21 protein-coding genes are annotated in these 23,095 nt (G+C 65.9%); 13 read left to right on the top strand and 8 right to left on the bottom strand.

Annotation, left to right across the window (positions count from 1 at the left end):
* The first annotated feature begins 12 nt into the window (after positions 1–12).
* Both ftsZ and lpxC read left to right on the top strand, forming a co-directional pair.
* Entirely contained in the window at positions 13–1,197 is a 1,185-nt protein-coding gene (gene ftsZ / locus IB257_RS19125) for a cell division protein FtsZ (RefSeq protein WP_054457598.1), read from the top strand.
* A gap of 240 nt (positions 1,198–1,437) precedes the next feature.
* Positions 1,438–2,361 (top strand): UDP-3-O-acyl-N-acetylglucosamine deacetylase, encoded by a 924-nt coding sequence (lpxC, locus tag IB257_RS19120; RefSeq protein WP_008160097.1) that lies wholly within the window; start codon positions 1,438–1,440, stop codon positions 2,359–2,361.
* A gap of 296 nt (positions 2,362–2,657) precedes the next feature.
* Here the strand turns inward: lpxC and IB257_RS19115 are convergent, their stop codons facing one another.
* Positions 2,658–3,065, bottom strand: a complete 408-nt coding sequence (locus IB257_RS19115) for a DciA family protein (protein ID WP_082401228.1) — start codon at positions 3,063–3,065, stop codon at positions 2,658–2,660.
* Positions 3,066–3,192: 127 nt separating this feature from the next.
* Here IB257_RS19115 and IB257_RS19110 point away from each other — a divergent pair, with 127 nt between their 5' ends.
* The 6 genes from IB257_RS19110 (at position 3,193) to IB257_RS19085 (ending at position 11,518) form a co-directional block, all read left to right on the top strand.
* Positions 3,193–4,164 (top strand): M23 family metallopeptidase, encoded by a 972-nt coding sequence (locus tag IB257_RS19110; RefSeq protein ID WP_054457596.1) that lies wholly within the window; start codon positions 3,193–3,195, stop codon positions 4,162–4,164.
* 191 nt (positions 4,165–4,355) lie between these two features.
* Entirely contained in the window at positions 4,356–7,091 is a 2,736-nt protein-coding gene (gene secA / locus IB257_RS19105) for a preprotein translocase subunit SecA (protein ID WP_175163958.1), read from the top strand.
* Positions 7,092–7,104: 13 nt separating this feature from the next.
* Complete coding sequence (locus tag IB257_RS19100; protein WP_054457594.1) at positions 7,105–7,824, top strand: VOC family protein; 720 nt, start codon at positions 7,105–7,107, stop codon at positions 7,822–7,824.
* Between the two features lie 198 nt (positions 7,825–8,022).
* The gene (locus tag IB257_RS19095; RefSeq protein ID WP_054457593.1) at positions 8,023–8,778 is read left to right on the top strand and encodes a GntR family transcriptional regulator; all 756 of its coding nucleotides are present in this window, start codon (positions 8,023–8,025) and stop codon (positions 8,776–8,778) included.
* Positions 8,775–9,761 carry a tripartite tricarboxylate transporter substrate binding protein gene (locus IB257_RS19090; RefSeq protein WP_175163960.1) on the top strand — a complete coding sequence of 329 codons (987 nt, stop codon included), beginning with the start codon at positions 8,775–8,777 and terminating at the stop codon, positions 9,759–9,761. Before IB257_RS19095 ends, IB257_RS19090 begins: the two co-directional genes overlap by 4 nt.
* A gap of 62 nt (positions 9,762–9,823) precedes the next feature.
* Positions 9,824–11,518 (top strand): thiamine pyrophosphate-binding protein, encoded by a 1,695-nt coding sequence (locus tag IB257_RS19085; RefSeq protein WP_192492679.1) that lies wholly within the window; start codon positions 9,824–9,826, stop codon positions 11,516–11,518.
* On the opposite strand, the gene IB257_RS19080 is transcribed toward IB257_RS19085, so the two are convergent.
* A complete protein-coding gene (locus IB257_RS19080; RefSeq protein WP_192492678.1) occupies positions 11,499–12,041 on the bottom strand; it encodes a cysteine dioxygenase family protein in 543 nt (180 codons plus the stop codon). The two genes, IB257_RS19085 and IB257_RS19080, sit on opposite strands and share 20 nt — an antisense overlap.
* A gap of 181 nt (positions 12,042–12,222) precedes the next feature.
* Here IB257_RS19080 and IB257_RS19075 point away from each other — a divergent pair, with 181 nt between their 5' ends.
* The 3 genes from IB257_RS19075 (at position 12,223) to IB257_RS19065 (ending at position 14,318) form a co-directional block, all read left to right on the top strand.
* Positions 12,223–13,005, top strand: coding sequence for an SDR family oxidoreductase (locus IB257_RS19075; RefSeq protein WP_119449375.1), 783 nt, complete (start codon positions 12,223–12,225; stop codon positions 13,003–13,005).
* 82 nt (positions 13,006–13,087) lie between these two features.
* Positions 13,088–13,546 (top strand): Lrp/AsnC family transcriptional regulator, encoded by a 459-nt coding sequence (locus IB257_RS19070; protein WP_042796425.1) that lies wholly within the window; start codon positions 13,088–13,090, stop codon positions 13,544–13,546.
* Positions 13,547–13,706: 160 nt separating this feature from the next.
* Positions 13,707–14,318: a gamma-glutamylcyclotransferase gene (locus tag IB257_RS19065; RefSeq protein WP_054457588.1), complete on the top strand. Its 612-nt coding sequence runs from the start codon at positions 13,707–13,709 to the stop codon at positions 14,316–14,318.
* 13 nt (positions 14,319–14,331) lie between these two features.
* Here the strand turns inward: IB257_RS19065 and pagP are convergent, their stop codons facing one another.
* The 4 genes from pagP to IB257_RS19045 form a co-directional block, all read right to left on the bottom strand.
* A complete protein-coding gene (gene pagP / locus IB257_RS19060; protein WP_054457587.1) occupies positions 14,332–14,886 on the bottom strand; it encodes a lipid IV(A) palmitoyltransferase PagP in 555 nt (184 codons plus the stop codon).
* 129 nt (positions 14,887–15,015) lie between these two features.
* Positions 15,016–16,488, bottom strand: coding sequence for a magnesium transporter (mgtE, locus tag IB257_RS19055; RefSeq protein ID WP_054457586.1), 1,473 nt, complete (start codon positions 16,486–16,488; stop codon positions 15,016–15,018).
* Between the two features lie 10 nt (positions 16,489–16,498).
* Positions 16,499–16,909 carry an acyl-CoA thioesterase gene (locus IB257_RS19050; protein WP_054457585.1) on the bottom strand — a complete coding sequence of 137 codons (411 nt, stop codon included), beginning with the start codon at positions 16,907–16,909 and terminating at the stop codon, positions 16,499–16,501.
* A gap of 105 nt (positions 16,910–17,014) precedes the next feature.
* Positions 17,015–18,100, bottom strand: coding sequence for a YeiH family protein (locus IB257_RS19045; RefSeq protein WP_054457584.1), 1,086 nt, complete (start codon positions 18,098–18,100; stop codon positions 17,015–17,017).
* Between the two features lie 120 nt (positions 18,101–18,220).
* Between IB257_RS19045 and IB257_RS19040 the strand changes: the two genes are divergently transcribed.
* Entirely contained in the window at positions 18,221–19,114 is an 894-nt protein-coding gene (locus tag IB257_RS19040) for a LysR family transcriptional regulator (RefSeq protein ID WP_054457583.1), read from the top strand.
* Positions 19,115–19,117: 3 nt separating this feature from the next.
* Here the strand turns inward: IB257_RS19040 and IB257_RS19035 are convergent, their stop codons facing one another.
* On the bottom strand, positions 19,118–20,314 hold the full coding sequence (locus tag IB257_RS19035; protein WP_054457582.1) for a M20 aminoacylase family protein: 1,197 nt from the start codon (positions 20,312–20,314) through the stop codon (positions 19,118–19,120).
* Positions 20,315–20,389: 75 nt separating this feature from the next.
* Between IB257_RS19035 and IB257_RS19030 the strand changes: the two genes are divergently transcribed.
* Entirely contained in the window at positions 20,390–22,090 is a 1,701-nt protein-coding gene (locus tag IB257_RS19030; RefSeq protein ID WP_054457581.1) for an AMP-binding protein, read from the top strand.
* Positions 22,091–22,095: 5 nt separating this feature from the next.
* Here IB257_RS19030 and IB257_RS19025 read toward each other — a convergent pair whose 3' ends face one another.
* Entirely contained in the window at positions 22,096–22,971 is an 876-nt protein-coding gene (locus IB257_RS19025) for an inositol monophosphatase family protein (protein WP_054457624.1), read from the bottom strand.
* Positions 22,972–23,095 lie beyond the last annotated feature (124 nt).

Here is a 23,095-nt window from a genome sequence, read left to right as displayed (position 1 = left end):
GAGGGAGTCATCATGATGAACTTTGAGATGCTTGAGAACAACACCAAAGGGACCGTTATCAAGGTCGTTGGTGTGGGCGGTGCGGGCGGCAATGCCGTGGCGCACATGATTCGCAGCGGTGTGCACGGCGTGGATTTCATCTGCGCCAACACCGATGCGCAGGCACTGGCGGCGACCAACGCCCCGGTGCAGATCCGTCTGGGCCGCACCGGCCTGGGCGCGGGCGCCAAGCCCGAGCAGGGACGCGCGTCAGCTGAAACCGCGCGCGAGGAGATCCGTGCCGCGCTGAACGGCGCGCACATGGTCTTCATCACCGCCGGCATGGGCGGTGGCACCGGCACCGGCGCAGGTCCGGTCGTGGCCGAAGTCGCCAAGGAACTGGGCATCCTGACCGTGGGCGTGGTCACCAAGCCTTTCACCTTCGAAGGCAACAAGCGCCTGAAGATGGCCGAGGACGGTATCTCGGAACTGGCCAAGCACGTGCATTCGCTCATCGTGGTGCTCAACGAGAACCTCTATGAACTGATGGACGAGGACGCGACGCAGGAAGACTGCTTCCGTTCGGCCGACGACATCCTGCACAACGCTTGCGCGGGCATCGCCGAAATCATCAACGTCGAAGGCAACGTCAACGTCGACTTCGAAGACGTCAAGACGATCATGGGCGAGCAGGGCCAGGCCATGATGGGCACGGCATCGGCTTCGGGCGCAGACCGCGCCCGCGTGGCTGCCGAGCACGCGATTGCTTGCCCGCTGCTGGAAGGCGTGGACCTGAACGGCGCTCGCGGCGTGCTGGTCAACATCACCGCCAGCCGCTCGCTGAAGATGCGCGAAACGCGCGAAATCATGGAAACGATCCGCAGCTACGCTTCGGACGACGCGACCGTGATCTTCGGCACCGCCTATGACGAGTCCATGGGCGAAAACCTGCGCGTGACCGTGGTTGCGACCGGCCTGGGCCGTGCGCAAGCGCGTCCGCAGCTGGTGCAGAACACCGCTGAAGTGCTGCGTACCGGCACCGACAACATGCCCATGGGCGCGATGCCGGCTGGCGGTCAAGGCGATTACCGCAACCTGGACATGCCGTCTGTCATGCGCAATCCGCGCAGCCAGGCGTCGGCCCAGGTGCGTGCTCTGGAAAGCTCGGGCATGGATCATTTCGACATCCCGGCATTCCTGCGCAAGCAGGCGGATTGAACTTGAGAGCCCGTTTCGGGCTCTAAACGCACTCCCTCATCTCCGGCTTGCCTGTCCCCACAGGCAGGCCGGAGGCGGAGCGGTCCGTGTTTCCCTTGCACGGTTTCAATAAGGGACGGAGGTATCGGTCGGTCCGGACGCCAAATGGCGCCAGGGATCGGACAGAGTTACAATACGTCAGTTACGCCGGCAATCTGCTCGTCTTCTTGCCGGCTTCCTGGCTCAAAACACCCAAGTCTCATGTTCCGACAGCGCAGCATTCAAAATCTCGTCCGCACGACAGGCGTCGGCGTCCACTCTGGACGGCGGGTCGAGCTCACCTTGCGCCCGGCACAACCGAATACGGGCATCGTTTTCCACCGCGTCGACCTGCCGCAGGTCGTGGACCTGCCCGCGCAGGCCACGGGCGTGGGCGACACGCGCATGGCATCGGTGCTGCAGCAAGGCAATGTCCGCGTGTCGACGGTGGAACACCTGATGTCGGCGCTGGCCGGCTTGGGCATCGACAACCTGCATATCGACCTCACTGCCGAAGAAGTCCCCATCATGGACGGCAGTGCGGCCACGTTTGTCTACCTGCTGCGCTCCGCAGGCATCGTCGAACAGAACGCGCCCAAGCAATTCATCCGCGTCCTGAAGCCGGTGGAAGTGCGCGAAGGCGAAGGCCGCAACGAGAAGTGGGCCCGACTGGAACCGCACGAAGGCTATGCGCTGGCGTTTTCGATTGATTTCCGCCACCCCGCCATCGACTCCACGGCCAATTTCGCCGAGATCGATTTCGCCACGCATTCGTACGTGCGTGAAATCGCCCGCGCGCGCACCTTCGGTTTCGTCAACGAAGTCGAGGCCTTGCGCTCCATGGGCCTGGCCCGCGGCGGCAGCCTGGACAACGCCATCGTCATGGACGAGTACCGCGTGCTCAACAGCGACGGTCTGCGCTACGACGACGAATTTGTAAAACACAAGATCCTGGACGCCATCGGCGACCTGTATCTGCTGGGCAAGCCCCTGGTGGCGCGCTATGTCGCGTGCAAGTCGGGCCACGGCCTGAACAACCAGCTGGCCCGCGCGCTGCTGGAGCAGCGCGATGCCTGGGAACTGATCACCTACGAATCGCAGGCGGAGGCGCCGCAGGCGTTCCGCCACGAGTGGAAGCTGGCCTGAGCGGCAAGGCCAGGCCCATCCCCAACCCCCTGACGCGGGCCCCCTGAGGGGGCGGCGCTGGCGGACCGGCAAAGCCGGCTCCGCGGCGCCCGCGCTATCATCTTGCGCGACGGGGTTCTTGCTTGATTCCTGATCGTTCGCGGTAATTCCCCGGTGCGGTTCCCGACGGATGGCTGCGGTCGTCATCCCCTAGCGCTTAAGGCGCAAACCGGCGGCAAACCGTAGTATCGATCCGTCCGAGAACTTGGTTTCGCTTCGTTTCCGGGTGCGCCGGATCAAGGACAACCCTGCCGGCTTCAGCTACTCTTGTGATGCTTCAAGAGCTTGGCGACCGCGTCGGCCAGAGGACCGGGCCGCAGGTTGCCGTGCAGTGTCTCGAACGCGCCCAGGGCGGTATTGCCCAGCGGTTGCGCCTCTTTGGGAGGGCGCGGCTGACGGGCGCCGGGCTTGGGCAAACCCGCTTGTACCTTGACGGCGATTTCGTTAAGGTTCCAGCCTTGGTCTGCCAGGGACCGCGCGATGCGCGGTGCCAATTGACGCATCTTGGCCGCATGCGCGGCACTCGGCACCACCAGGTGGAGGCACTGGTTTTCCAGCTTGCCCACCTGGCATACGGCGCCCAGCGGGGCGGGCAGAACCGCCGCCACCGCGTACTGAATTTGCAGGTGCTTGCGGGCGGTCGCCAGAACTCCGGCGCCCCGCATGTCATGACCCAGCCATCCCAGGGCGGTATCTTCTTTCCGCCGGCTGGAACTGGAACGTTGACGGTATGAAGTGGGTCTATTCATCCCGGCTCTAAGAATTAGGAAGCAAACCTTGAAAATCGTGATTATGCACGCCCGCGACGGGCAGGACGGGCATTTCACCCTGGGCGGCGCGCGCCTCGCGCTGTTTCTGGGGGGCGCCTTGATCACGGCCGCCATCTTTGGCGCCGCATTACAACGATACCTTACTCCGATCCTGCCGGCCGTACATGCCGTGGGCTGGCCCCTGGCGGGCCAACCCGGGCGCGATGCCGATTTCCTACGCGGCAACATGAATCTGCTGGCCGCCAAGGTCGGTGCGTTGCAGGCCAAGCTGGTAAGCATCGACGGCTTGGGCCAGCGCGTGGCCAAGGTGGCCGGCGTGGCCTATACCGACCCCGAATTGGCCAAGCAGCTGGCCGTGGCGCAACCCGAGGCGCTGACCCAGCCCGAAGCCACCCAGGTCATGGACGATCTGTTCACCGACCACCCGCCGCCCAGCGCGGCCTCGGCCGAGGCGCTGGGCCGCCAGCTCGACGAGATCCAGGCCAGGCTGGCCCAGCAGTCCGACAATCTGAAACTGCTGGACGCGGCGCTGACCAAGCGGTCGGCGGACCAGGCGCGCATGCCGACCGCGATGCCGATCACCGATTATCCCTACCTCAGTTCGTCGTATGGCTGGCGCCGCAACCCCGTGACCGGCCGCAGCGCCATGCACGAAGGCCTGGATTTCGCCGCGCCTCCGGGTACGCCCATCCTGGCGGCCTCGGGTGGCGTGGTGCTGGAGTCCAAGTTCCAGCCGGGCTACGGCAACATGGTCGAGATCGATCATGGCGACGGCCTGATCACCCGCTACGCCCACGCTTCCTCCCTGATGGTGAAGCAGGGGCAGCTCGTCGAACGCGGCCAGCAAGTGGCCCGCGTGGGCAGCTCCGGCCGTTCCACGGGGCCGCATTTGCACTTCGAAGTCCGTCTGGCGGGACAGCCGCTGGACCCGCGCCTGTTCCTGGGGCCGCACCAGACCGCACCGCCTTCCACGGTGGCCCACGCCGCCCAGTGAACCTGGGCGGCCCGCGCCGGTCAAACCGGCCGGCAGCGCTACCCTGGCCATAGGTTCAGGCTATTGCGCTCCATGTGCGTTAAACTGGTTCGTTTTCCAGCGGACCCCCGCTCAACCAATAACATCAAGTCACGGGTGACGCTGCTCCGGCCTTTCGTGGGCGCGGCGTGGCTCGTGCGGCCGACATACGCATGGTTTCTCTGCTCAAAAAACTCATAGGCAGCCGCAACGACCGGCTGCTTAAGCAGTATCGCAAGCTGGTAACCCAGATCAATGGGCTCGAACCCAAGATCTCCGCGCTTTCCGACGCGGAGCTGGCGGCCAAAACCGAGGAATTCCGGTCCCGTCACGCCCAGGGTACGTCCCTGGACGATCTGCTGCCCGAAGCCTTCGCGGTTGTTCGCGAAGCCGGCAAGCGGGTGTTCGGCATGCGCCACTTCGACGTGCAGATGCTGGGCGGCATCGCCCTGCACAGCGGCAAGATCGCCGAAATGCGCACGGGCGAAGGCAAGACCCTGATGGCAACGCTGCCGGTCTACCTGAACGCGATCGCCGGCAAGGGCGTGCACGTGGTCACGGTGAACGACTACCTGGCGCGCCGCGACGCCGAATGGATGGGGCGCCTGTACCACTTCCTGGGCCTGAGCACGGGCGTGGTGGTGCCGCAGCAGCCCAACGAGGAAAAGAAGGCGGCCTACCAGGCCGACATCACCTACGGCACCAATAACGAATTCGGCTTCGACTACCTGCGCGACAACATGGAATACCGTGTTGAAGACCGTCGCCAGCGCGGCTTGTTCTACGCCATCGTCGACGAAGTGGACTCGATCCTGATCGACGAAGCCCGTACCCCGCTGATCATCTCCGGCCAGGCCGAAGACCATACCGAACTCTACGTCCGCATGAACGCGGTGCCGCCGCTGCTCAAGCGCATGGCGCATGAGCCGAAGCCGCAGGAGCCGGAACCCGAAGGCGACTACTGGGTCGACGAAAAGAGCCAGCAGGTCTACCTGTCCGAAGCCGGGCACGAAAACGCCGAAGGCATCCTGTCGCGCCTGGGCATCCTGCCGGAAGGCGAATCGCTGTACGACCCGCGCCATATCGCGCTGATGCACCACCTGATGGTGGCGCTGCGCGCCAACACGCTGTTCTTCCGCGACCAGCAGTACGTGGTGCAGGACGGCGAAGTGGTCATCGTCGACGAATTCACCGGCCGCCTGATGGTGGGCCGCCGCTGGTCCGACGGCCTGCACCAGGCGGTCGAGGCCAAGGAAGGCGTGAAGATCCAGCACGAGAACCAGACGCTGGCGTCGATCACGTTCCAGAATTACTTCCGCATGTACGAAAAGCTGTCCGGCATGACTGGCACGGCCGACACGGAAGCCTACGAATTCCAGGAAATCTACGGGCTCGAAACGGTCATCATCCCGACCAACAAGCCCATGGTCCGCAAGGACCAGAACGACCAGGTCTTCAAGACCGACGGCGAAAAGTACAACGCCATCCTCGAAGACATCCGCGACTGCCACGAACGCGGCCAGCCGGTGCTGGTGGGTACCACCAGCATCGAGAACTCCGAGCTGCTGTCGGGCCTGCTGAAGAAAGCCAAGCTGCCGCACGAAGTGCTGAACGCCAAGCAGCACGCCCGTGAAGCCGAGATCGTCGCCGAGGCCGGCAAGCCTGGCCACATCACCATCGCCACCAACATGGCGGGCCGCGGCACCGACATCGTGCTGGGCGGCAGCGTCGACAAGCAGGTCGATCTGATCCGCGCCGACGAATCGCTGTCCGATGCCGAAAAGAACGCCCGCATCGAAAAGGTACGTGCCGAATGGAAGCCGCTGAACGAGCAGGTCAAGGCCGCTGGCGGCCTGCGCATCATCGGCACCGAACGCCACGAATCGCGCCGTATCGACAACCAGTTGCGCGGCCGTGCGGGCCGCCAGGGCGATCCGGGCTCGTCGCGCTTCTACCTGTCGCTGGAAGACTCGCTGATGCGCATCTTCGCGGGCGACCGCGTGCGCGCCATCATGGAACGCCTGAAGCTGCCCGAGGGCGAACCCATCGAGGCCGGCATGGTGACGCGTTCGATCGAGACTGCGCAACGCAAGGTGGAAGGCCGCAACTTCGATATCCGCAAGCAATTGCTGGAATACGACGACGTCGCCAACGACCAGCGCAAGGTGCTGTATTCGCAGCGCAATGACGTGCTGGAAGCCGCCAGCGTGGGCGCCACCGTGCAGAACCTGCGCGACGCCGCCGTGACCGAGATGTTCAACACCTACGTGCCGCCGGAATCGGTGGAAGAACAGTGGGATGTGCCGGCGCTGCAGAAGGCGCTGGAGGCTGACTGGCATGTGCAGTTGCCGCTGACGGAAATGCTGGAAAAGGAAACCAACCTGACCGACGACGACCTGCGCGAACGCGTGGTGAGCGCCGCGCGCGAGGCCTATCAGGCCAAGGTCGACCAGGTGGGCACGGAATCGTGGTCGCAGTTCGAGCGTTCGATCATGCTGCAGGCGATCGACACGCACTGGCGCGAACACCTGTCGGCGCTGGACTACCTGCGCCAGGGCATCCATCTGCGCGGTTATGCGCAGAAGAACCCCAAGCAGGAATACAAGCGCGAAGCCTTCGAGCTGTTCTCGGGCATGCTGGATCGCATCCGCGACGACGTGGTCCGGGTGCTGATGACGGTGCGCGTGCAGTCGCAGGAGCAGGTCGAACAGGCCGAAGCCGAAGCGGCGCAGCCGCACGTGCAGAACGTGCAATACCACCATTCCGACTACGACGAAGCGCTGGCCCAGTCTGAACCGGAAAGCGGTGCGCAGCCCGTGCGCAATGCCTTGCCCAAGGTCGGCCGCAACGACCCGTGCCCTTGCGGCAGCGGCAAGAAGTACAAGCAGTGCCACGGCAAGCTCGTCTGATCCAGGAGTCATGATGCTGCATTCCGTCGGCCGCACAGAATTCGACCATGCCGTGGTTATGGTGCGCGACCGGCTGGATGCGCTGGCCCCGCATTTCGAACGCCAGGGTTTTCATCTGAGCGACAAGGCGGTGCACAACCTGGGGTCGTGCAACCGCCTGATCGTGCTGGAAGGCACGTACGTCGAATTGCTGGGCTGGCCGCCCGGCGCGCCGCCCGCGCGCAAGGAAATCGCTGATTCCCCGTTCGGGCTGGAGGCGCTGGTGTTCCGCACCCATGACGCCGAAGCCACCCGCGAGCGCCTGCTGGCGGCAGGTTTTGCCGTCAATCCCGTCCAGGAACTGAGCCGTCCCGCCATGCTGGACGGCCAGGAAGTCCAGGCCCGTTTCCACACCGTGCGTTTCGCCGAGCAGCCCTTGCCCGGCATCCGCATGTATTTCTGTCGCCATCTGACGCCCGAATGCGTGTGGTCGCCCGAACTCATGGCGCACCCCAACGGCGCGCGCAGCTTGCTGCGCATCGATGCCCGCGCGCCCGATGCCCGCGCGGTTGCCGAGCGCCTGGCGCTGGTGGCCGGCGTGCAGGCCGAAGCCGCCAGCGGCGGCTGGGATGTGCCGCTGGCCAACCTGCGCATCCATGTGAGCCAGGATGCCGCAGCGGCGGGGCCTACGCTGTCGACGCTGACTCTGGAAAACAAGGACGGCGCGCATTACACGCTGGATACCGGCCTGTAAGCGCCAGGCGGCAGATGCCGCTGACAAGGACAAAATCGCCCGCAACGTCCGCGTTGCGGGCTTTTTTTTGTCCCGAAAGGCATGGTGAGCGCGGCTGGCAAGAGCCCGCTTCCGGGGAAACCCGGGGTTGTTGGGTAAAGTGTATGCACTTTAGTATGCAGTTCATTCCCGACGATCCAACCGACCAGGTGATCCGGCATGACGCAACCCTCAGTCGCAATCCGGCCTGCAGCGCGCACCAAGGAAGCACAGGCCGAGCTGTATGGCGCGGTCAAGGCGATGGCCGTGCGCTTCGAATTCAAGCCAGGTGAGCGCATCAACGAGGTCGAGCTGGCCCGCAGGCTGAACGTCAGCCGCACGCCGCTGCGCGAGGTGCTGAACCAGCTGATGGTCGAAGGTTTCCTGACCCGCTCGGTCAACCGGGGCTTCATCGCCCGCCTGCTCGACGCCAAGCAGATCCACAGCCTTTACGAATACCGCGCAGTGTTGGAGGCGGGCATCGTGCGCGCGGCCTGCGAGCGCGCCACCGACCAGGAACTGGCAAGCCTGCGGGAATTCGTCGAGCGTTCGCGCGACGTGCCCGAGGACAGCGACGCCACCCGCCTGCTGGAACTCGATGAGGCCTTTCACCTGACGCTGGCGCGCTATTCGCGCAACGAGGAGTTCGTGCGCGCGCTGGAAAGCGTCAACGCCCGCATCCATTTCGTGCGCTGGATCGACATGCTGCAAGGGCGCCGCAGTCATACCCAGGGCGAGCATCTGCGCATCGTCGAGGCGCTGGAGCGGCGTGACATCGACGCTTTGCCGGCACTGATGAGCGCGCATATCGGCCGCCGCCTGGACCAGATCACCGACGTCATACGTACGGGTTTTTCCACGATTTACATGCGGGACCAGGCCGAACCCGCCACGGCAGCGCCGGCCAACACCATACAAGCAGGGGAAAAGCTATGAATCACGGGATAAAGCGCGGACTGGCTGCGCTATGCATGCTGTCCGCCACGGCGGGAGCCTTCGTTGCCGCGCCGGCCGCCGCCGAAGAACGGCCGCTGGTGCTGGTTGTGCCGTATCCGCCCGGAGGCAGCACCGACATCCTGGCGCGCATCCTGCAGCCGCGCCTGTCTCAGCAATTGGGCGGCCGCGCGGTCGTGGTCGAGAACCGGCCGGGGGCGGCCAGCCAGATCGCCACGGCTTTTGTGGCGCGCGCTGAACCCGACGGCAACACGCTGCTGGTCAGCTTCGACAACCACGGCATCAACCCCGCCGTGAAACCCAAGCTGCCCTACGACACGTTCAAGGACTTCGTCGCCATTTCGCAGACGGTGCGTTTCCCGCTGGTGCTGGGCGCCAATCCCAGCGTGCCGGGGGACAACCTAAAGGAGTTCCTGGCCGCGGCCGCCAAGCAGCCGCCCAACAAGTTCAACTACGCATCCACCGGCGTGGGTTCGCTGAACCATCTGGCGCCCGAAGAGCTCAAGCGCCTGTCGAAGGTGGAGTTGCTGCACGTGCCGTACGGCGGCGGCGGACCGGCCATCCAGGCGGTGGTGGGAGGCCAGGCCAGCATGACCTGGCTGAGCTTCGCGGCCCTGCGCGGCCAGATCCAGGCCGGCAAGATCAAGCCGCTGGCGGTGGCGGGCGACAAGCGCCTGCCGGATCTGCCCAACGTGCCGACCGTGGCGGAATCCGGCTTCCCCGGCTTTGTCGCCTATTCCTGGAGCGGCATGTTCGCGCCCAAGGGCACGCCGGAAGCGACCGTCAAAAAGCTGACGGCCGACTTCAAGGCCGTACTGGCCGACCCGGAAATCCGCAAGAAAGTGACCGACGCGGGCTTTGAGATCGTGGCCTCCGACGGCCCGGCGCTGGATGCCTATGTGAAGTCGGAATACGACCGGTGGAGCGCCTTCATCAAGAGCAGCAACATCAATCTGGACAACTGAACGGCTCGCGGCCTGGCGCTGAGGCGCCCGGCCGCGACGCGTGCAACACAAGTGGAGATGACATGGAAAACATGACCGGCGCCGAAGCCATGGTGCGCATGCTGCAGCACAACGGCGTCAAGCACATATTCGGCCTGTGCGGCGACACCAGCCTGCCGTTCTACGACGCGCTGTACCGTCTGGACCACGGCATGCAGCACATCCTGACGCGCGACGAGCGCAGCGCCGGCTACATGGCGGATGCCTATGCCCGCGTGACCGGCAAGGTCGGCGTGTGCGAAGGCCCCAGCGGCGGCGGCGCGACCTATCTGCTGCCCGGGCTGGTGGAGGCCAACGAATCGTCCATTCCGGTCCTTGGCATCACCTCGGACGTGGCGGTGGGCTCGCGCGGCAAGTACCCGCTGACCGAGCTGGACCAGGAAGCCTTGTACCGTCCACTGACCAAGTGGAACCGTACCATCGACCGCGCGGACCAGATTCCCGGCATGGTGCGCGCGGCCTTCCGCGCCATGACCACCGGCAAGCCTGGCGCGGCCCATCTGTGCTTTCCGTACGACGTGATGAAGCAGCAGGTGGACGCGTCCGATGTCTGGGCCCAGCCCGAGCACGGGCGTTTCCCGTCCATGCGCTACGCGCCGGATCCCCTGGACGTCGCGCGCGCCGCGCAGCGGCTGGTCAGCGCGCGGGCGCCGGTGATCATCTGCGGCGGCGGCGTGGTCATCGCCGGCGCCAGCGGCGCCTTGCAGGAGCTGGCTGAATCGCTCAAGGCCGCGGTCTGCGTGACCGTGAGCGGGCAGGGTAGCCTGGCCGACACCCATCCCCTGAATGCGGGCGTGGTCGGCTCCAACGGCGGCGTGATGGCGACGCGCGACGTGGTGGCCGCGGCCGACGTGGTGCTGTTCGTCGGCTGTCGCGCGGGCTCCACCTCGACCGAGCACTGGCGCTTCCCCAACCGCGACGTGCCCATCCTGCACATCGACATCGATCCCATGGTGATCGGCGCCAATTACCTGACCGAGGTCGGCATGGTGGGCGACGCCAAGCTGGCGCTGGAAGCCCTGGGCGTGGAGGTGGCTGCGCGCCTGGCGCACCGTCCGTCCGACGCCGCCGACGGCGCGGTGCTGGCCGGCCGCGCCAAGGAGGCGCGCCGCGCGCAGCTGGAGCCGCTGGCCCACGGCCTGGACGCGCCCATCCGCCCCGAGCGCGTGGTGCAGTCCTTGAACCGCCTGCTGCCCGACGACGCGGTGGTCTGCGCCGACCCCGGCACGCCTTGCCCGTATTTTTCCGCCTATTACGACGTGTCGCGCCCCGGCCGGCACTTCATCACCAACCGCGCCCACGGTGCGCTGGGCTTCTCCATGTCGGCCGCCCTGGGCGCCTGGGTGGGCCGGCCGCAGTCCAAATGCGTGTCGGTGATGGGCGACGGCAGCTTCGGCTTCACGGTGGGCGAACTGGAAACCATCGTGCGGCACAAGGCGCCGCTGCTGATGGTGGTGTTCTCGAACTCCGTCTATGGCTGGATCAAGGCCAGCCAGAAGGCGGGCTACGACAAGCGCTACTACAGCGTGGACTTCAACCGCACCGACCATGCCCGCATCGCCGAGGCTTATGGCGTGAAGGCCTGGCGAGTCGAGGATCCGTCCAAGCTGGATGCCGCCATCAAGGCTGCGATGGAGCATGACGGCCCGGCGCTGATCGACGTGGTGGCGCAGCCCTTGCAGGACGCGGCCGCGCCGGTCAGCCAGTGGATGGGTTGACGCTGTCGACCAGGTGGTTGACGCCGGTGCAGAGGTCGTCCCGGGCCACGCCGTAGATGTGCAGCGATACGGCGATGTCCGGGCCGGCATTGCCCAGACGGTGGATCTGGCGCAGGCCTTGCGTCGCGGTGACGATGTCGCCAGGGCGGCGGATCACCGTGCCGCAGGCCTGGGCGATGGCGGATTCCTGATCCCAGCGGTAGTGGGTTTCGGTGAGTTCGCCCTGTAGCACCTGGTAGGTGCACCAGGTCTTGTGGCCATGCACCGGGCTGAACTGTCCCGGACGCCAGATAAGGTAGGCCATCGTAAAGGCGCCATGCGGGTCGGCGTAGGCGATATGGCGGGTGTAGGACTCGGCCCGTCCACCGCGGAGTTCCGCGGGCAGGTTCTGCAGCATGTCGCCGGCGTTGGCGACGCTGGCGGCCAGGTCGCGCAGCAGGGCGCGCGCGGCGTTCAATTGGGCGGACTGCACCGATGCGCAGAGCGATTGCAGGTCGCCGCCGGCGAGTTGGATGGAAGACATGGCAGGCCTCCGGGCAGAGCTTCCATGGTAGGAGCTTGCGCTGGAATGCCTTTGCCAAATTCGGCGCGCCAGGGCCGCAGATTGGAAAAAAATTCCATTCCGCCCGGCAGCTGCGCGCTCCTATACTGGTCCGCGTTGGCGCAAAGCTGCGCCGGGCAGCACAATGACAGGGGAGTCAGGCATGGATCTGGGGATCAGCGGCAAGACGGCACTGGTATTCGGCGGCAGCCGCGGCATGGGCCGGGCCTGCGCCTTGCAACTGGCGCGCGAGGGCGTGGCGGTGACGATCGCCGCACGTAACCCGGCCACGCTGGAGCAGGCCGCGGCCGAGATATCGCATGAGACCGGGATAGGAGTCGGCTGGGTGTCGGCCGACCTGACGCAGGCGCAGGGGCGGGATGCGGCCATGGCCGCCTGTCCCCATCCGGACATCCTGGTCAACAATGCGGACGGCCCGCTGCCGGGCGATTTCCGCAACTGGAGCCACGACGACTGGATCGCCGCGCTGGACAGCATGATGCTGGGGCCCATCGACATGATCCGGCGGGTCGTGGACGGGATGATCGAACGGCGCTTCGGGCGCATCGTGAACATCGTCTCGCGCAGCGTGAAGGCGCCGCACGCCGAGCTGGGCCTGTCCAACGGCGCGCGTTCGGGCCTGATCGGCTTCGTCAGCGGTCTGGCGCGGCAGACCGTGCGCCACAACGTCACCATCAACAACCTGCTGCCTGGCGCCTTCGCCACGGATGCGCAGGTCAGGCACATACAAGGCATGCTGGAGCAATCCGGCGGGAAGAGCTTCGAACAGCTCTGGGACGAGCGCGGACGCGCCAACCCGGCTGGCCGCTATGGCCAGCCCGAGGAGCTGGGCGCCCTGTGCGCCTATGTCTGTTCCGCGCAGGCCGGCTACATGACCGCCCAGAACATCCTGATCGACGGCGGCGGCTACCCCGGGACCTACTGAAGTCCGGCGCCCCGGGAGGGCGCAGGCTGGACGCGGGCAGGCGGAACAGGCAACATTGGGGCCGATCCAGCCAAGGAAACCCATGGACCAGACGGACATCAAGATACTGGCCTTGCTGCAGAAGGACGCCACCTGTTCGGTCGCCGAGATTGCCGAGCAGGTGCATCTGTCCGTCACCCCTTGCTGGCGCCGCATCCAGAAGCTGAAGGATGACGGCGTCATCGCCCGCAACGCCATCTTGCTGGATCCCTGCGCGCTGGGCCTGAACCTGACGGTCTTCGTCTCCATCAAGACCAGCCAGCACAACGAGAAATGGACGCAGAGCCTGATCAATGCCGTGATGGCCTTGCCCAACGTGGTGGAGTTCCACCGCATGGCGGGCGACGTCGATTACCTGCTCAAAGTCGTGGTCGAGGACATGGCGGCCTATGACCGCTTCTACCGGCGTCTGATCGCCGCCGTGGACCTGCTGGACGTCAGCGCCAGCTTCTCGATGGAAGTCATCAAAAGCACCACGGAATTGCCGCTGGACGCGGTGTAGGCGGCCGCGCGCAATTTTTTTTCCATGGCAGGGGGCGGCGGGGATGCAAATTCCATTCGGCCTGCCGGCCGGCCCCCATCACGCAATTCTTTTGCGCGGGCTACGGCGTAGGATATTCCCCACTCCCATCATGGGACAAATCGGGATATCAGAGGACCCTATGTCGTTGGCAGTACCCGCCGGCTGCGCCGGTACGGAAAATTCGCGGCGCGCGCTTTCGGTGGATGACCTGCTGGGCGGCTGGAACGGCGTCGACGACCTGTGGGTGTTCGCCTACGGCTCCCTGATATGGCATCCCGGTTTCACCTGGCGCGAACGGCGGCTGGCGACTGTGCGCGGCTACCACCGGTCCCTGTGCCTGTGGTCGCACGACCATCGCGGCTCGCCCGACAATCCTGGCCTGGTGTTTGGCCTGGACCGCGGCGGCTGCTGCCGCGGCGTCGCCTTCCAGATTGCCGCCTGCGACGTGCCTGCGGTGTTCCAGGCGCTGTGGCGCCGGGAAATGGTCACTGGCGCCTACACGCCGCGCTGGCTCACCTGCCATACCGAAGCCGCGCCGGTGCGCGGGCTGGTGTTCCTGCTGAACCGGGCCTGCCAGGAATACGCGGCCGGCCTGAGCGACGACCGTCTGCTGGCGTCGGTGCGCAATGCCGTGGGGCATTCGGGGCCGTGCCTGGACTATGTCGTGGAAACCGAGAGAGCCTTGCGCGCGCATGGCATCGACGATTGGCGCCTGGGCGATCTGGTGCGCAGGCTGGGGCAGGTCTTCTGAGGCCTGGGGTGCGTCAGAAGTGCCAGCGGCCGAACATGAACAACACGTTGCCCGCGCCAGCTGACCCCGGGATGTAGGTCGCGTAGAGCATCGTGTCCTTATAGCTGGCGCTCACCAGCGGCAGGATGCCGGGAAACGGCACATAGCTCATGATGTCGTGGCGCGCCGTCAGGAAGACGGTGTAGCCCGCGCCCAGACGGACGTTTTCGCTGACGCGTCCGATCTTCAGGAAGCCGTAGCCCGCGATGGGCTCGATCTTGCTGTGCGAATCCAGGAAGGCCATGGCGTACAGGCCTTGCCAGTCGCCATCTTCGTCGTAGATGCTGCGGCCGTAGCCGCCGCCCCAGGCCAGTTCGTTGAAGCTGTCGATCTTCTCTTTGCTGTAGGTGGCCCGGTTGTGCCAGGAATAACCGGTGAAGTACAGGTCATTGCCGCCTTCGGTCCAGATCTGGTCCAGGCGGTTGCAGGCGGACTTGGCCCATGAGGGCATGCTGTCACAGGCTTGGGCGGTGGCGGCGAAGGTGGCGAGCAGCAGGCAAAGGATTGCCGCCCGGAATCTTGCGGTCATTGTGGGCGCTGAAAAGGGGGAGATGACAATCCCATTACTGTAATGGAACAGTCGTCTTTCACCCTGTCAGCTAGCTGTCAAGCGGGCGTCGCCAGAGGGAAGCGGATTTTTCCTGCTGTTGTATGCGAACTACAGCAGGAAAATCGTGGCCAGGCCCAGAAAGATGAAGAAGCCCAGCGAATCGGTGGCGAAGGTCAGGAGCACGGAAGAACCCATCGCAGGATCCTTGCCGAAGCGGGCGCGCACCATCGGCACCAGCACGCCGACCGACGCGCCGACCAGCATGTTGCAGACCATGGCGGCCATCATCACCAGCGCGATCGACACCGAGTGCGAGATGACCCAGGCGAACAGGGCCGCCACCAGGCTGCCGCACAGGCCCACCATCAGGGTGACGAAGAGTTCGCGCTTGACCAGCTGCCACAGGTTGCGGCCCGTGATGCGCCCCATGGCCAGGGCCCGGATGATCAGAGTCATGGTCTGGTTGCCAGAGTTGCCGCCGATGCCGGCCACGATGGACATCAGGAACGCCAGAATGACGATCTGGCTGACCGTGCCTTCGAACTGGGAGGCCACGAAGGATGCCGTGGCGGCGGTACAGAGGTTGAACAGCAGCCAGGGGGCGCGGTTGCGCAGGGCGGTGGACACCGGCGCGAAGATATCCTCTTCCTGCAGACCGGCGCGCGACAGCGCCTGCTCCTGCGAGTCTTCGCGCATCACGTCCACCACGTCGGCGATGGTCACGCGGCCGATCAGGCGGCCCTGGTCGTCCATGACGGGCGCGGAGACCAGGTCGTAGCGTTCGAAGGCGCCGGCGGCGTCAGCATCGGAGTCCAGGGGGTTGAGCGTCAGGAAGTCCGAGTTCATGACGGCGCGCACTTCGGTTTCGGGCTCGCTGACCAGCAGCTTGGACAGCGGCAGGATGCCCTGCAGCTTGTCCTGGCGGTCCACCACGAAGATCTGGTCGGTGTGGTCGGGCAGTTCGTGCAGCCGGCGCAGGTAGCGCAGCACCACTTCCAGGGTGACGTCCTCGCGCACCCGGACCATCTCGAAGTCCATGATCGCGCCCACGCTGTCTTCCGGATAGCCCATGGCTTCCAGCAGCTGTGCGCGTTCCTCTTCGGTCAGGCCCTTCTGGACTTCGGCCACCACGTCGGGCGGCAGGTCGGGCGCCAGGTCGGCCAGCTCGTCGGCGTCCATGTTGCCGGTGGCGGCAACCAGGTCCTGGCGGTCCATCGCCTCGATCAGCGATTCCCGCACCCAGTCTTCGACTTCCAGCAGCACGTCCGCGTCGTGCTCGGGGCTGACCAGCTTCCAGATGGCTTGCCGTTCGTCCTTGGGCAGCGACTCCAGGATGAAAGCGATGTCGGCCGGATGCAATCCGTCCAGCAGGGTCTTGAGTTCGGCCTCGTGCTGGCGGTGCACCAGGTCCTCGACCAGCGAGGCCTTGGAGTCGCCTTCCTCCTGGCGATGCACCAGGTCGGCAACCAGTTGCTGGCGGCGCAGGCGTTCCTGCACTTCCGCCAGGGCGTGTTGGGCGTCTTCCGGGTCGAGGCGGCGGGGCGTCGCGGGCGGTTTCTGCGCGGCGGCGGACTGCGTCATGCGTTACGGCTCAAAGAGTGGGGAGGGGACGGCGGCGGCGGGCTTCGTCGGTGGCGACGTAGGTCAGCGTGGCCTCGGTGACCTTGACGATCTCGGCGTCCAGCCGCTGGCGCTCCGCGTAGACCTCGACGGACACCGTGACCGACGTCGTGCCGGTCTTGATGATGGCTGCGTAGAAACTGAGCAGGTCGCCCACGAACACCGGTTCTTTGAACTGGAACGCATTGACCGCCACGGTGGCCACGCGTCCGGCGGCGCGGCGCGCGGCGGGGATGGATCCGGCGATGTCGACCTGGGACATGATCCAGCCGCCAAAGACGTCCCCGTGGATATTCGCGTCCGCCGGCATCGGCATGACGCGCAATACCGCGTCGCGATCGGCGGGCAAAGTCGTAAACGGGGTTTTGGTGCTGGAGGTCATGCGGCCGACTCCACTGCTAGGGAACCAGCCGATTATGCAGGAAAAACGAGACAGCGGCGTGCATGCGCAAAGCCCGCCGCTGCCTTGGGCGCGGCGGGCCGGGGATCAGGCTGCCAGCTTGACGATGCCGTAGCCGCCGACCAGCAGCCAGAGGTACAGGATCAGGCCCAGCGCCATCACCCGGGGACCGGCCTTGCGGATCTGGGCGAAGCGGGTTTCGATGCCCAGGGCGGTCATGGCCATGGTCAGGGCGAAGACGTCCAGGCGGCGGATGGCGGCGACGGCATCGGCGGGGATGATGTTCAGCGAATTGATGATGGCCAGCACCAGGAATCCCACCGCGAACCAGGGAATGGGCAGCTTGGCGCCTTTGCCCTGGCCGCCGGCATGCGAGGCCGCGCTGCGCAGATACATGCCCAGGATCAGCAGGACCGGCACCAGCAGGGCCACGCGGGTCATCTTCACGATGGTGGCGACTTCGGTGGTGGCGGGATCGACATTGCTGGCTGCGCCGACGACCTGGGCCACTTCATGGATGGTGCCGCCGATATAGATGCCCAGGGCCTGGGTGTCGAGGTTCAGCCAGCCCGCGTGATAGAGCACCGGGTACAGGAACATGGACAAGGTGCCGAACAGCACTACGGTCGCCACGGCCACCGCGCTCTTGTGCGGCGCGGCCCGCAGCGTGGGCTCGAAGGCCAGCACGGCGGCGGCGCCGCAGATGGCACTGCCAGCGGCGGTGAGCATGGCGGTGTCGCGGTCCAGGCCCAGCAGGCGCTGGCCCACCACGGTGCCCAGCAGCAGGGTGCCCACCACGACCGCCACCGAAACCGCCAGCCCGGGCAGGCCCACGGCGGCGATCTGCTGGATGCTGATGTTCAGGCCGTAGAAGGCCACGGCGATGCGCAGCAGGCGCCGCGCGGTGAAGTTCACGCCCGCGCCCCAGTCGGCGGGCATGGTGCCGCGCAGGAAGTTGCCGTAGAGCATGCCGCAGACGATGCCCACGACCAGCGGCGAGAAACCCAACTGGCGGATCGCGGGCAGGTCCGCCAGCTGCATCACCGCGGCGGCCATCAGGCCGACGAACAGTACGCCGTTGAGTTTGTCCCGCCACGGCGTAGCGGCGGGAGTGGCGGCGGGCGAAGCCGGGGTGGCGGGCAGGGGAACGGCGGTGCTGGAAGAGGTACTCATGGCTGGCCTTTTGGCGGAGGCATATCTAAATAACTTCACGAAATATTAATTTCCCGCCTACTATTTGAAAAATCTTTATTTCAGATATGTAATATCAGGAATTCTGATAATTTAGCGACCATGACTCCTGACCAGCTGCTTACCTTCGCCGCCGTGGCCGACGCCGGCAATATCAGCCGCGCAGCGCAGTTGCTGAACCTGTCCCAGCCTGCCGTTTCCGGCCAGCTACGGATGCTGCAGGAATGGTTCGGCGAACCCCTGTACCGCCGCAGCGGGCACGGTATCGCGCTGACCGAAGCCGGCGAGCGCCTGGCCGAGCAGGCGCGCCAGCTGCGCCAGGTGTACCGGCAGGCCCAGGCGGTGCGCGAATCCTGGCGCGGGCTGGAAACCGGCGATCTGCGCCTGGGCGCCAGCACCACCCCCGCCAGCTACCTGCTGCCCAGCCTGGTGGCGGATTTCCGCCTGGCCTTCCCGGCGGTCAGCCTGCATCTGTCGGACGGCAACACGCGCGAAATCGTCGAGCGCCTGCCGGCCCTGGACCTGGCGTTCATCGAGGGCGACGTGCCCGCAGGACTGCCCGCCGACACGGCCGTGCATGCCTGGCGGCAGGACGAAGTGGTGGCGGTGGTGCGTGCGGACCACGCGCTGGCCGGCAAGGGGGCGGTCACGCTGCGCGATCTGGCGGCTTCAGCGCTGGTCATGCGCGAGCCCGGTTCGGGCGTGCGCCGGCTGGTGGAGCGTGCGTTTGCGGATGCGGGCCTGGCGCCGTCCGTGGGGCTGGAGCTGGCCGGCGTGGAGGGCGTGAAGCAGGCAGTGCGTGCCGGGCTGGGCGTGGGCTTCGTGTCCGTCATGTCGATGCGCCATGAGGATGGCGCGCTGGCGGCCTTGCGCCTGTTGCCCAAGCCGCTGACGCGGACCCTGAGCATCCTGGTGCCGCACGCGGACGCGGCCGCCCGCGCCGCCGAACGCTTCCTGGCGATGTGCCTGGCGGTCGGGGCGGCGGACGGCGTTTGAGGGTCAGTCCTTGGCCAGGCGCTTGAGCGCCAGCTGGACCCAGTATGTGCCGCCCAGCGGCAGCAGTTCGTCGTTGAAGTCGTAGCTGCCGTTGTGCAGCATGCAGGGGCCCAGGCCGTGGCCGCTGTCGCGATGTTCGCCGGTGCCGTTGCCGATCCACACATAACAGCCCGGCAGTTCCTGCAGCATGAAGGCGAAGTCTTCCGCGCCCATGGTGGGCTGCACGTGATCGTTGACGTTGGCCTCGCCCACGATGTCGCGCAGCACGTCGGCGCAGAACGCGGCTTCCTCGGCGTGGTTGATGGTCGGCGGATAGTTGCGCTGGAACGTGAACTGCACTTCGCAGTCCATCGCTGCGCAGGTGTGGCGCGCGATCTCTTCCATACGGCGTTCGATCAGGTCCAGCACATCCAGCGTGAAGGTGCGCACCGTGCCGCGCAATTCGGCGTGGTTGGGCACGACGTTGTCGGCGCTGCCGGCGTGGATCTGCGTGATGCTGAGCACTGCCGCGTCCAGCGGATTGCGGTTGCGCGTGATGATGGTCTGCAGCGATTGCGCCAGCTGCACGGCCGCCATGACGGGATCGATGCCCAGGTTGGGCATGCCGGCGTGGGTGCCCTTGCCCTTCACGATGATGGAGAACTCGTTGCTGGAAGCCATGATGGGGCCGGCGGTCAGGCCGAACTGGCCGGCTTTCATGCCGGGCCAGTTGTGCATGCCGAATACCGCTTCCATGGGGAAGCGCTTGAACAGGCCGTCGTCGATCATGCGCTTGGCGCCGCCGCCGCCTTCTTCCGCGGGCTGGAAGATCACGTAGACCGTGCCGGCGAAATCGCGGTGCTGCGACAGATATTGCGCAGCGGCCAGCAGCATGGCCGTGTGGCCGTCGTGGCCGCAGGCGTGCATCTTGCCGGCGTTAGTGCTGGCATGCTCGAAGGTATTGGCTTCTTGCATGGGCAGCGCGTCCATGTCGGCGCGCAGGCCGACGGCGCGGTCGCCCGGCAGATTGCCGCGGATGATGCCGACCACGCCGGTGCCGCCCAGGCCGCGGTCGATTTCGATGCCCCATTCTTCAAGCTTCGCCGCCACCACATCGGCGGTGCGGAACTCCTCGAACGCCAGTTCGGGATGCGCGTGGATGTCGCGTCGGATCTTGGAAATGTCGTGATGCCACGCGACGATGGGTTCGAGCAGTTTCATGGGGCTCTCGGGCGAAAAAAGGGAACGCAACAAGGGTATCATCAATCAAAAACCAATTTAATGGAGACAAATACCATGACGCGTCCGTGGCTTGCCCATTATCCGCAGGGGGTTCCGGCGGAGATATCGACAGACGGTTATGCCTCCCTGACTGACTTGCTGGACCGGGCCTGCAAGCAGTACGCCTCGCGCATCGCGTGCACCGCGATGGGCAGCAACATTACTTATGCGCAACTCGATGCGCACGCGCAGGCGTTCGCCAGCTGGCTGCAAAGCGTCGGCCTGTCCAAGGGCGAGCGCGTGGCACTGATGATGCCCAACGTGCCCGCCTATCTGGTCAGCATGCTGGGCACGCTGCGCGCGGGGCTGGTGGTGGTGAACGTGAATCCGCTCTACACCGCCGAAGAGCTGCAGCGCCAATTGCTGGACAGCGGCGCGTCGGCCATCGTCATCCTGGAGAATTTTGCGCACACCTTGCAGCGCGTCACGGATCGCGGGCAGCTCAAGCATATCGTCGTGACCGGTCCGGGCGATCTGCTCGGCGGCCTGAAGGCGCCGCTGGTCAACCTGGCCGCGCGCTATGTCAAGAAGATCGTGCCCGCGTGGCAGATCGATGGCGCCCGCATGCTGCCGGATGTGCTGCGCGACGGCGCGCGCCAGCGCTTTGCGCCGCCCGCGCTGTCGATGGACGACGTGGCGGTGCTGCAATACACCGGCGGCACCACCGGCGTGCCCAAGGGCGCGATGCTGTCCCATCGCAACCTGGTGGCCAACGTGCTGCAGACGGAAGCGGTGGCGCAGCCGGTGGTGCACGACCTCGCGGACCAGCAGCTCACCATCATCAGCGCGCTGCCGCTCTACCACGTGTTCGCGATGACCGTTTGCGGGCTGTACGGCCTGCATGCGGGCATGCGCAATGTGCTCATCATCAATCCGCGCGACCAGCCTTCGCTCATCAACGCATGGCGCAAGGTGCCGATCAATGTGTTCCCCGGCGTCAATACGCTGTTTAACGCGCTGGCCCACAACGAAGACTTCGCGCGCCTGGATTTCTCCGGCTTGCGGCTGACCTTGGGCGGGGGCATGGCGGTCCAGCAGCAGGTTGCCGAACGCTGGCTGAAGATCACCGGCAGGCCGCTGATCGAAGGCTATGGCCTGTCGGAGACCTCGCCGGTGGCGACCGTGAATCCCACCAACGCCACCGCGTATTCGGGTTCCATCGGCCTGCCGCTGCCATCCACCGACGTGGCCATCCTCGATGACGAAGGCCGCGAAGTGCCGCTGGGCGAACGCGGCGAGGTGGGCATCCGCGGACCGCAGGTCATGCTGGGATACTGGCAGAAGCCCGAGGAAACCCGCCACTCCATGACCGCCGACGGCTATTTCCGCACGGGCGATATCGGCATCATGGACGAGCAGGGCTATACACGCATCGTCGACCGCAAGAAGGACATGATTGCGGTGTCGGGCTTCAAGGTCTATCCGAACGAAGTCGAGGCGGCCGTGGCCCAGCATCCCGGCGTGCTGGAGTGCGCGGCGATCGGGGTGCCGGACGAGCATTCGGGCGAAGCCGTCAAGGTGTTCGTGGTGCGGCGGGATCCGACGCTGACCGAGGCGCAGATCCAGGATTGGTGCCGGGAAAAGCTCACGGGCTACAAGCGTCCGCGCTATGTGGAGTTCCGCGATGAGCTGCCCAAGAGCAACGTGGGCAAGATATTGCGCCGGGAACTGCGTCCCGACGCAGTGGCGGGCGTACCCGCAGGCAAGGCGGCGTAGGGCCGTCAGTCCTTCTTGTCGAGGTGCGGCGCGATCATCTCGTGCAGGGCGCGTTCGATGGCCTTGTTGCCGGCCACGACGCGCCCGCCGATGGGCCAGGGATCCTGGCGGTGCATGTCGGAACATGCGCCGCCCGCTTCGCGCAGGATCAGCGTGCCGGCGGCCACGTCCCAGGGCGCCAGGCCCATTTCCCAATAGCCGTCGTAGCGGCCGCAAGCGGTCCACGCCAGGTCCAGTGCCGCCGCACCCATACGGCGCACGCCGCGCGCGCGGTTGATGGCGTCATGCAGCATGGGCATGTACTGCGCAGCGAATGAAAAGTCGCGGAACGGGAAGCCAGTAGCCAGCACCGCATCTTCGATGGTCGCCGTGCGCGAGCACTTGATGCGCCGTCCGTTGAGCCAGGCGCCCAGGCCGTGGACCGCGGTAAAGAGTTCCTCGCGGCTGGGGTCGTAGACCACGCCGACCACGGGCGTGTCCTCGGCCAGCGTGTCGGACGCCGATATGGCGGTGCCTGCGTGTGCGATCAGCGCGATCGACACGGCGTAATGCGGGATGTCGTGCAGGAAGTTGGTGGTGCCGTCCAGCGGGTCGATATACCAGGTGGCGCTGCCTTGGGGCTTGCCGCCCGTTTCTTCGGCGACGATGCCGAACTTGGGCGTGCGCGTTTGCAGCTCCTGGATAATGGCGGCCTCCGCCTCGCGGTCCGCCTGGGATACGAGATCGTTGCGCGCCTTGCGGTCGATCACGAGATCGGCGCGGTGATGCGCGTAGGATTGCAGGATGGCCGCGCCGGCATGGGCTGCCGTGACTGCCGCGTCGATCGCGGCGCACAGGTCGATGGGCGAGGTCTGCGAGCGGGGCTGATCATAGGTATCCATGAAACCAGTGTAAGCCCATGTATGCGTCAAATCCGTGGTGAAGCCCCGAAACCGCCATGCCGCGTGGCTTCCGCCCAACGCGGCCGCATCCGATAATCCGCGCTGATTTTCATTCTCTATTTCG

This window comes from Achromobacter sp. ACM03 (assembly GCF_014851665.1).
GTDB classification, from domain to species: domain Bacteria; phylum Pseudomonadota; class Gammaproteobacteria; order Burkholderiales; family Burkholderiaceae_B; genus Achromobacter; species Achromobacter aegrifaciens.
The sequence above is the reverse complement of the archived record's forward strand: the minus strand, read 5'-3'. Positions and strand labels throughout refer to the sequence as shown.

Excerpts from the sequence above, each read along its gene's own strand:
- ftsZ (WP_054457598.1), top strand. The coding sequence starts at position 13 with ATGATGAACTTTGAGATGCTTGAGAACAACACCAAAGGGACCGTTATC.
- lpxC (WP_008160097.1), top strand. The coding sequence starts at position 1,438 with ATGTTCCGACAGCGCAGCATTCAAAATCTCGTCCGCACGACAGGCGTC.
- IB257_RS19115 (WP_082401228.1), bottom strand. The coding sequence starts at position 3,065 with ATGCGGGGCGCCGGAGTTCTGGCGACCGCCCGCAAGCACCTGCAAATT.
- IB257_RS19110 (WP_054457596.1), top strand. The coding sequence starts at position 3,193 with ATGCACGCCCGCGACGGGCAGGACGGGCATTTCACCCTGGGCGGCGCG.
- secA (WP_175163958.1), top strand. The coding sequence starts at position 4,356 with ATGGTTTCTCTGCTCAAAAAACTCATAGGCAGCCGCAACGACCGGCTG.
- IB257_RS19100 (WP_054457594.1), top strand. The coding sequence starts at position 7,105 with ATGCTGCATTCCGTCGGCCGCACAGAATTCGACCATGCCGTGGTTATG.
- IB257_RS19095 (WP_054457593.1), top strand. The coding sequence starts at position 8,023 with ATGACGCAACCCTCAGTCGCAATCCGGCCTGCAGCGCGCACCAAGGAA.
- IB257_RS19090 (WP_175163960.1), top strand. The coding sequence starts at position 8,775 with ATGAATCACGGGATAAAGCGCGGACTGGCTGCGCTATGCATGCTGTCC.
- IB257_RS19085 (WP_192492679.1), top strand. The coding sequence starts at position 9,824 with ATGGAAAACATGACCGGCGCCGAAGCCATGGTGCGCATGCTGCAGCAC.
- IB257_RS19080 (WP_192492678.1), bottom strand. The coding sequence starts at position 12,041 with ATGTCTTCCATCCAACTCGCCGGCGGCGACCTGCAATCGCTCTGCGCA.
- IB257_RS19075 (WP_119449375.1), top strand. The coding sequence starts at position 12,223 with ATGGATCTGGGGATCAGCGGCAAGACGGCACTGGTATTCGGCGGCAGC.
- IB257_RS19070 (WP_042796425.1), top strand. The coding sequence starts at position 13,088 with ATGGACCAGACGGACATCAAGATACTGGCCTTGCTGCAGAAGGACGCC.
- IB257_RS19065 (WP_054457588.1), top strand. The coding sequence starts at position 13,707 with ATGTCGTTGGCAGTACCCGCCGGCTGCGCCGGTACGGAAAATTCGCGG.
- pagP (WP_054457587.1), bottom strand. The coding sequence starts at position 14,886 with ATGACCGCAAGATTCCGGGCGGCAATCCTTTGCCTGCTGCTCGCCACC.
- mgtE (WP_054457586.1), bottom strand. The coding sequence starts at position 16,488 with ATGACGCAGTCCGCCGCCGCGCAGAAACCGCCCGCGACGCCCCGCCGC.
- IB257_RS19050 (WP_054457585.1), bottom strand. The coding sequence starts at position 16,909 with ATGACCTCCAGCACCAAAACCCCGTTTACGACTTTGCCCGCCGATCGC.
- IB257_RS19045 (WP_054457584.1), bottom strand. The coding sequence starts at position 18,100 with ATGAGTACCTCTTCCAGCACCGCCGTTCCCCTGCCCGCCACCCCGGCT.
- IB257_RS19040 (WP_054457583.1), top strand. The coding sequence starts at position 18,221 with ATGACTCCTGACCAGCTGCTTACCTTCGCCGCCGTGGCCGACGCCGGC.
- IB257_RS19035 (WP_054457582.1), bottom strand. The coding sequence starts at position 20,314 with ATGAAACTGCTCGAACCCATCGTCGCGTGGCATCACGACATTTCCAAG.
- IB257_RS19030 (WP_054457581.1), top strand. The coding sequence starts at position 20,390 with ATGACGCGTCCGTGGCTTGCCCATTATCCGCAGGGGGTTCCGGCGGAG.
- IB257_RS19025 (WP_054457624.1), bottom strand. The coding sequence starts at position 22,971 with ATGGATACCTATGATCAGCCCCGCTCGCAGACCTCGCCCATCGACCTG.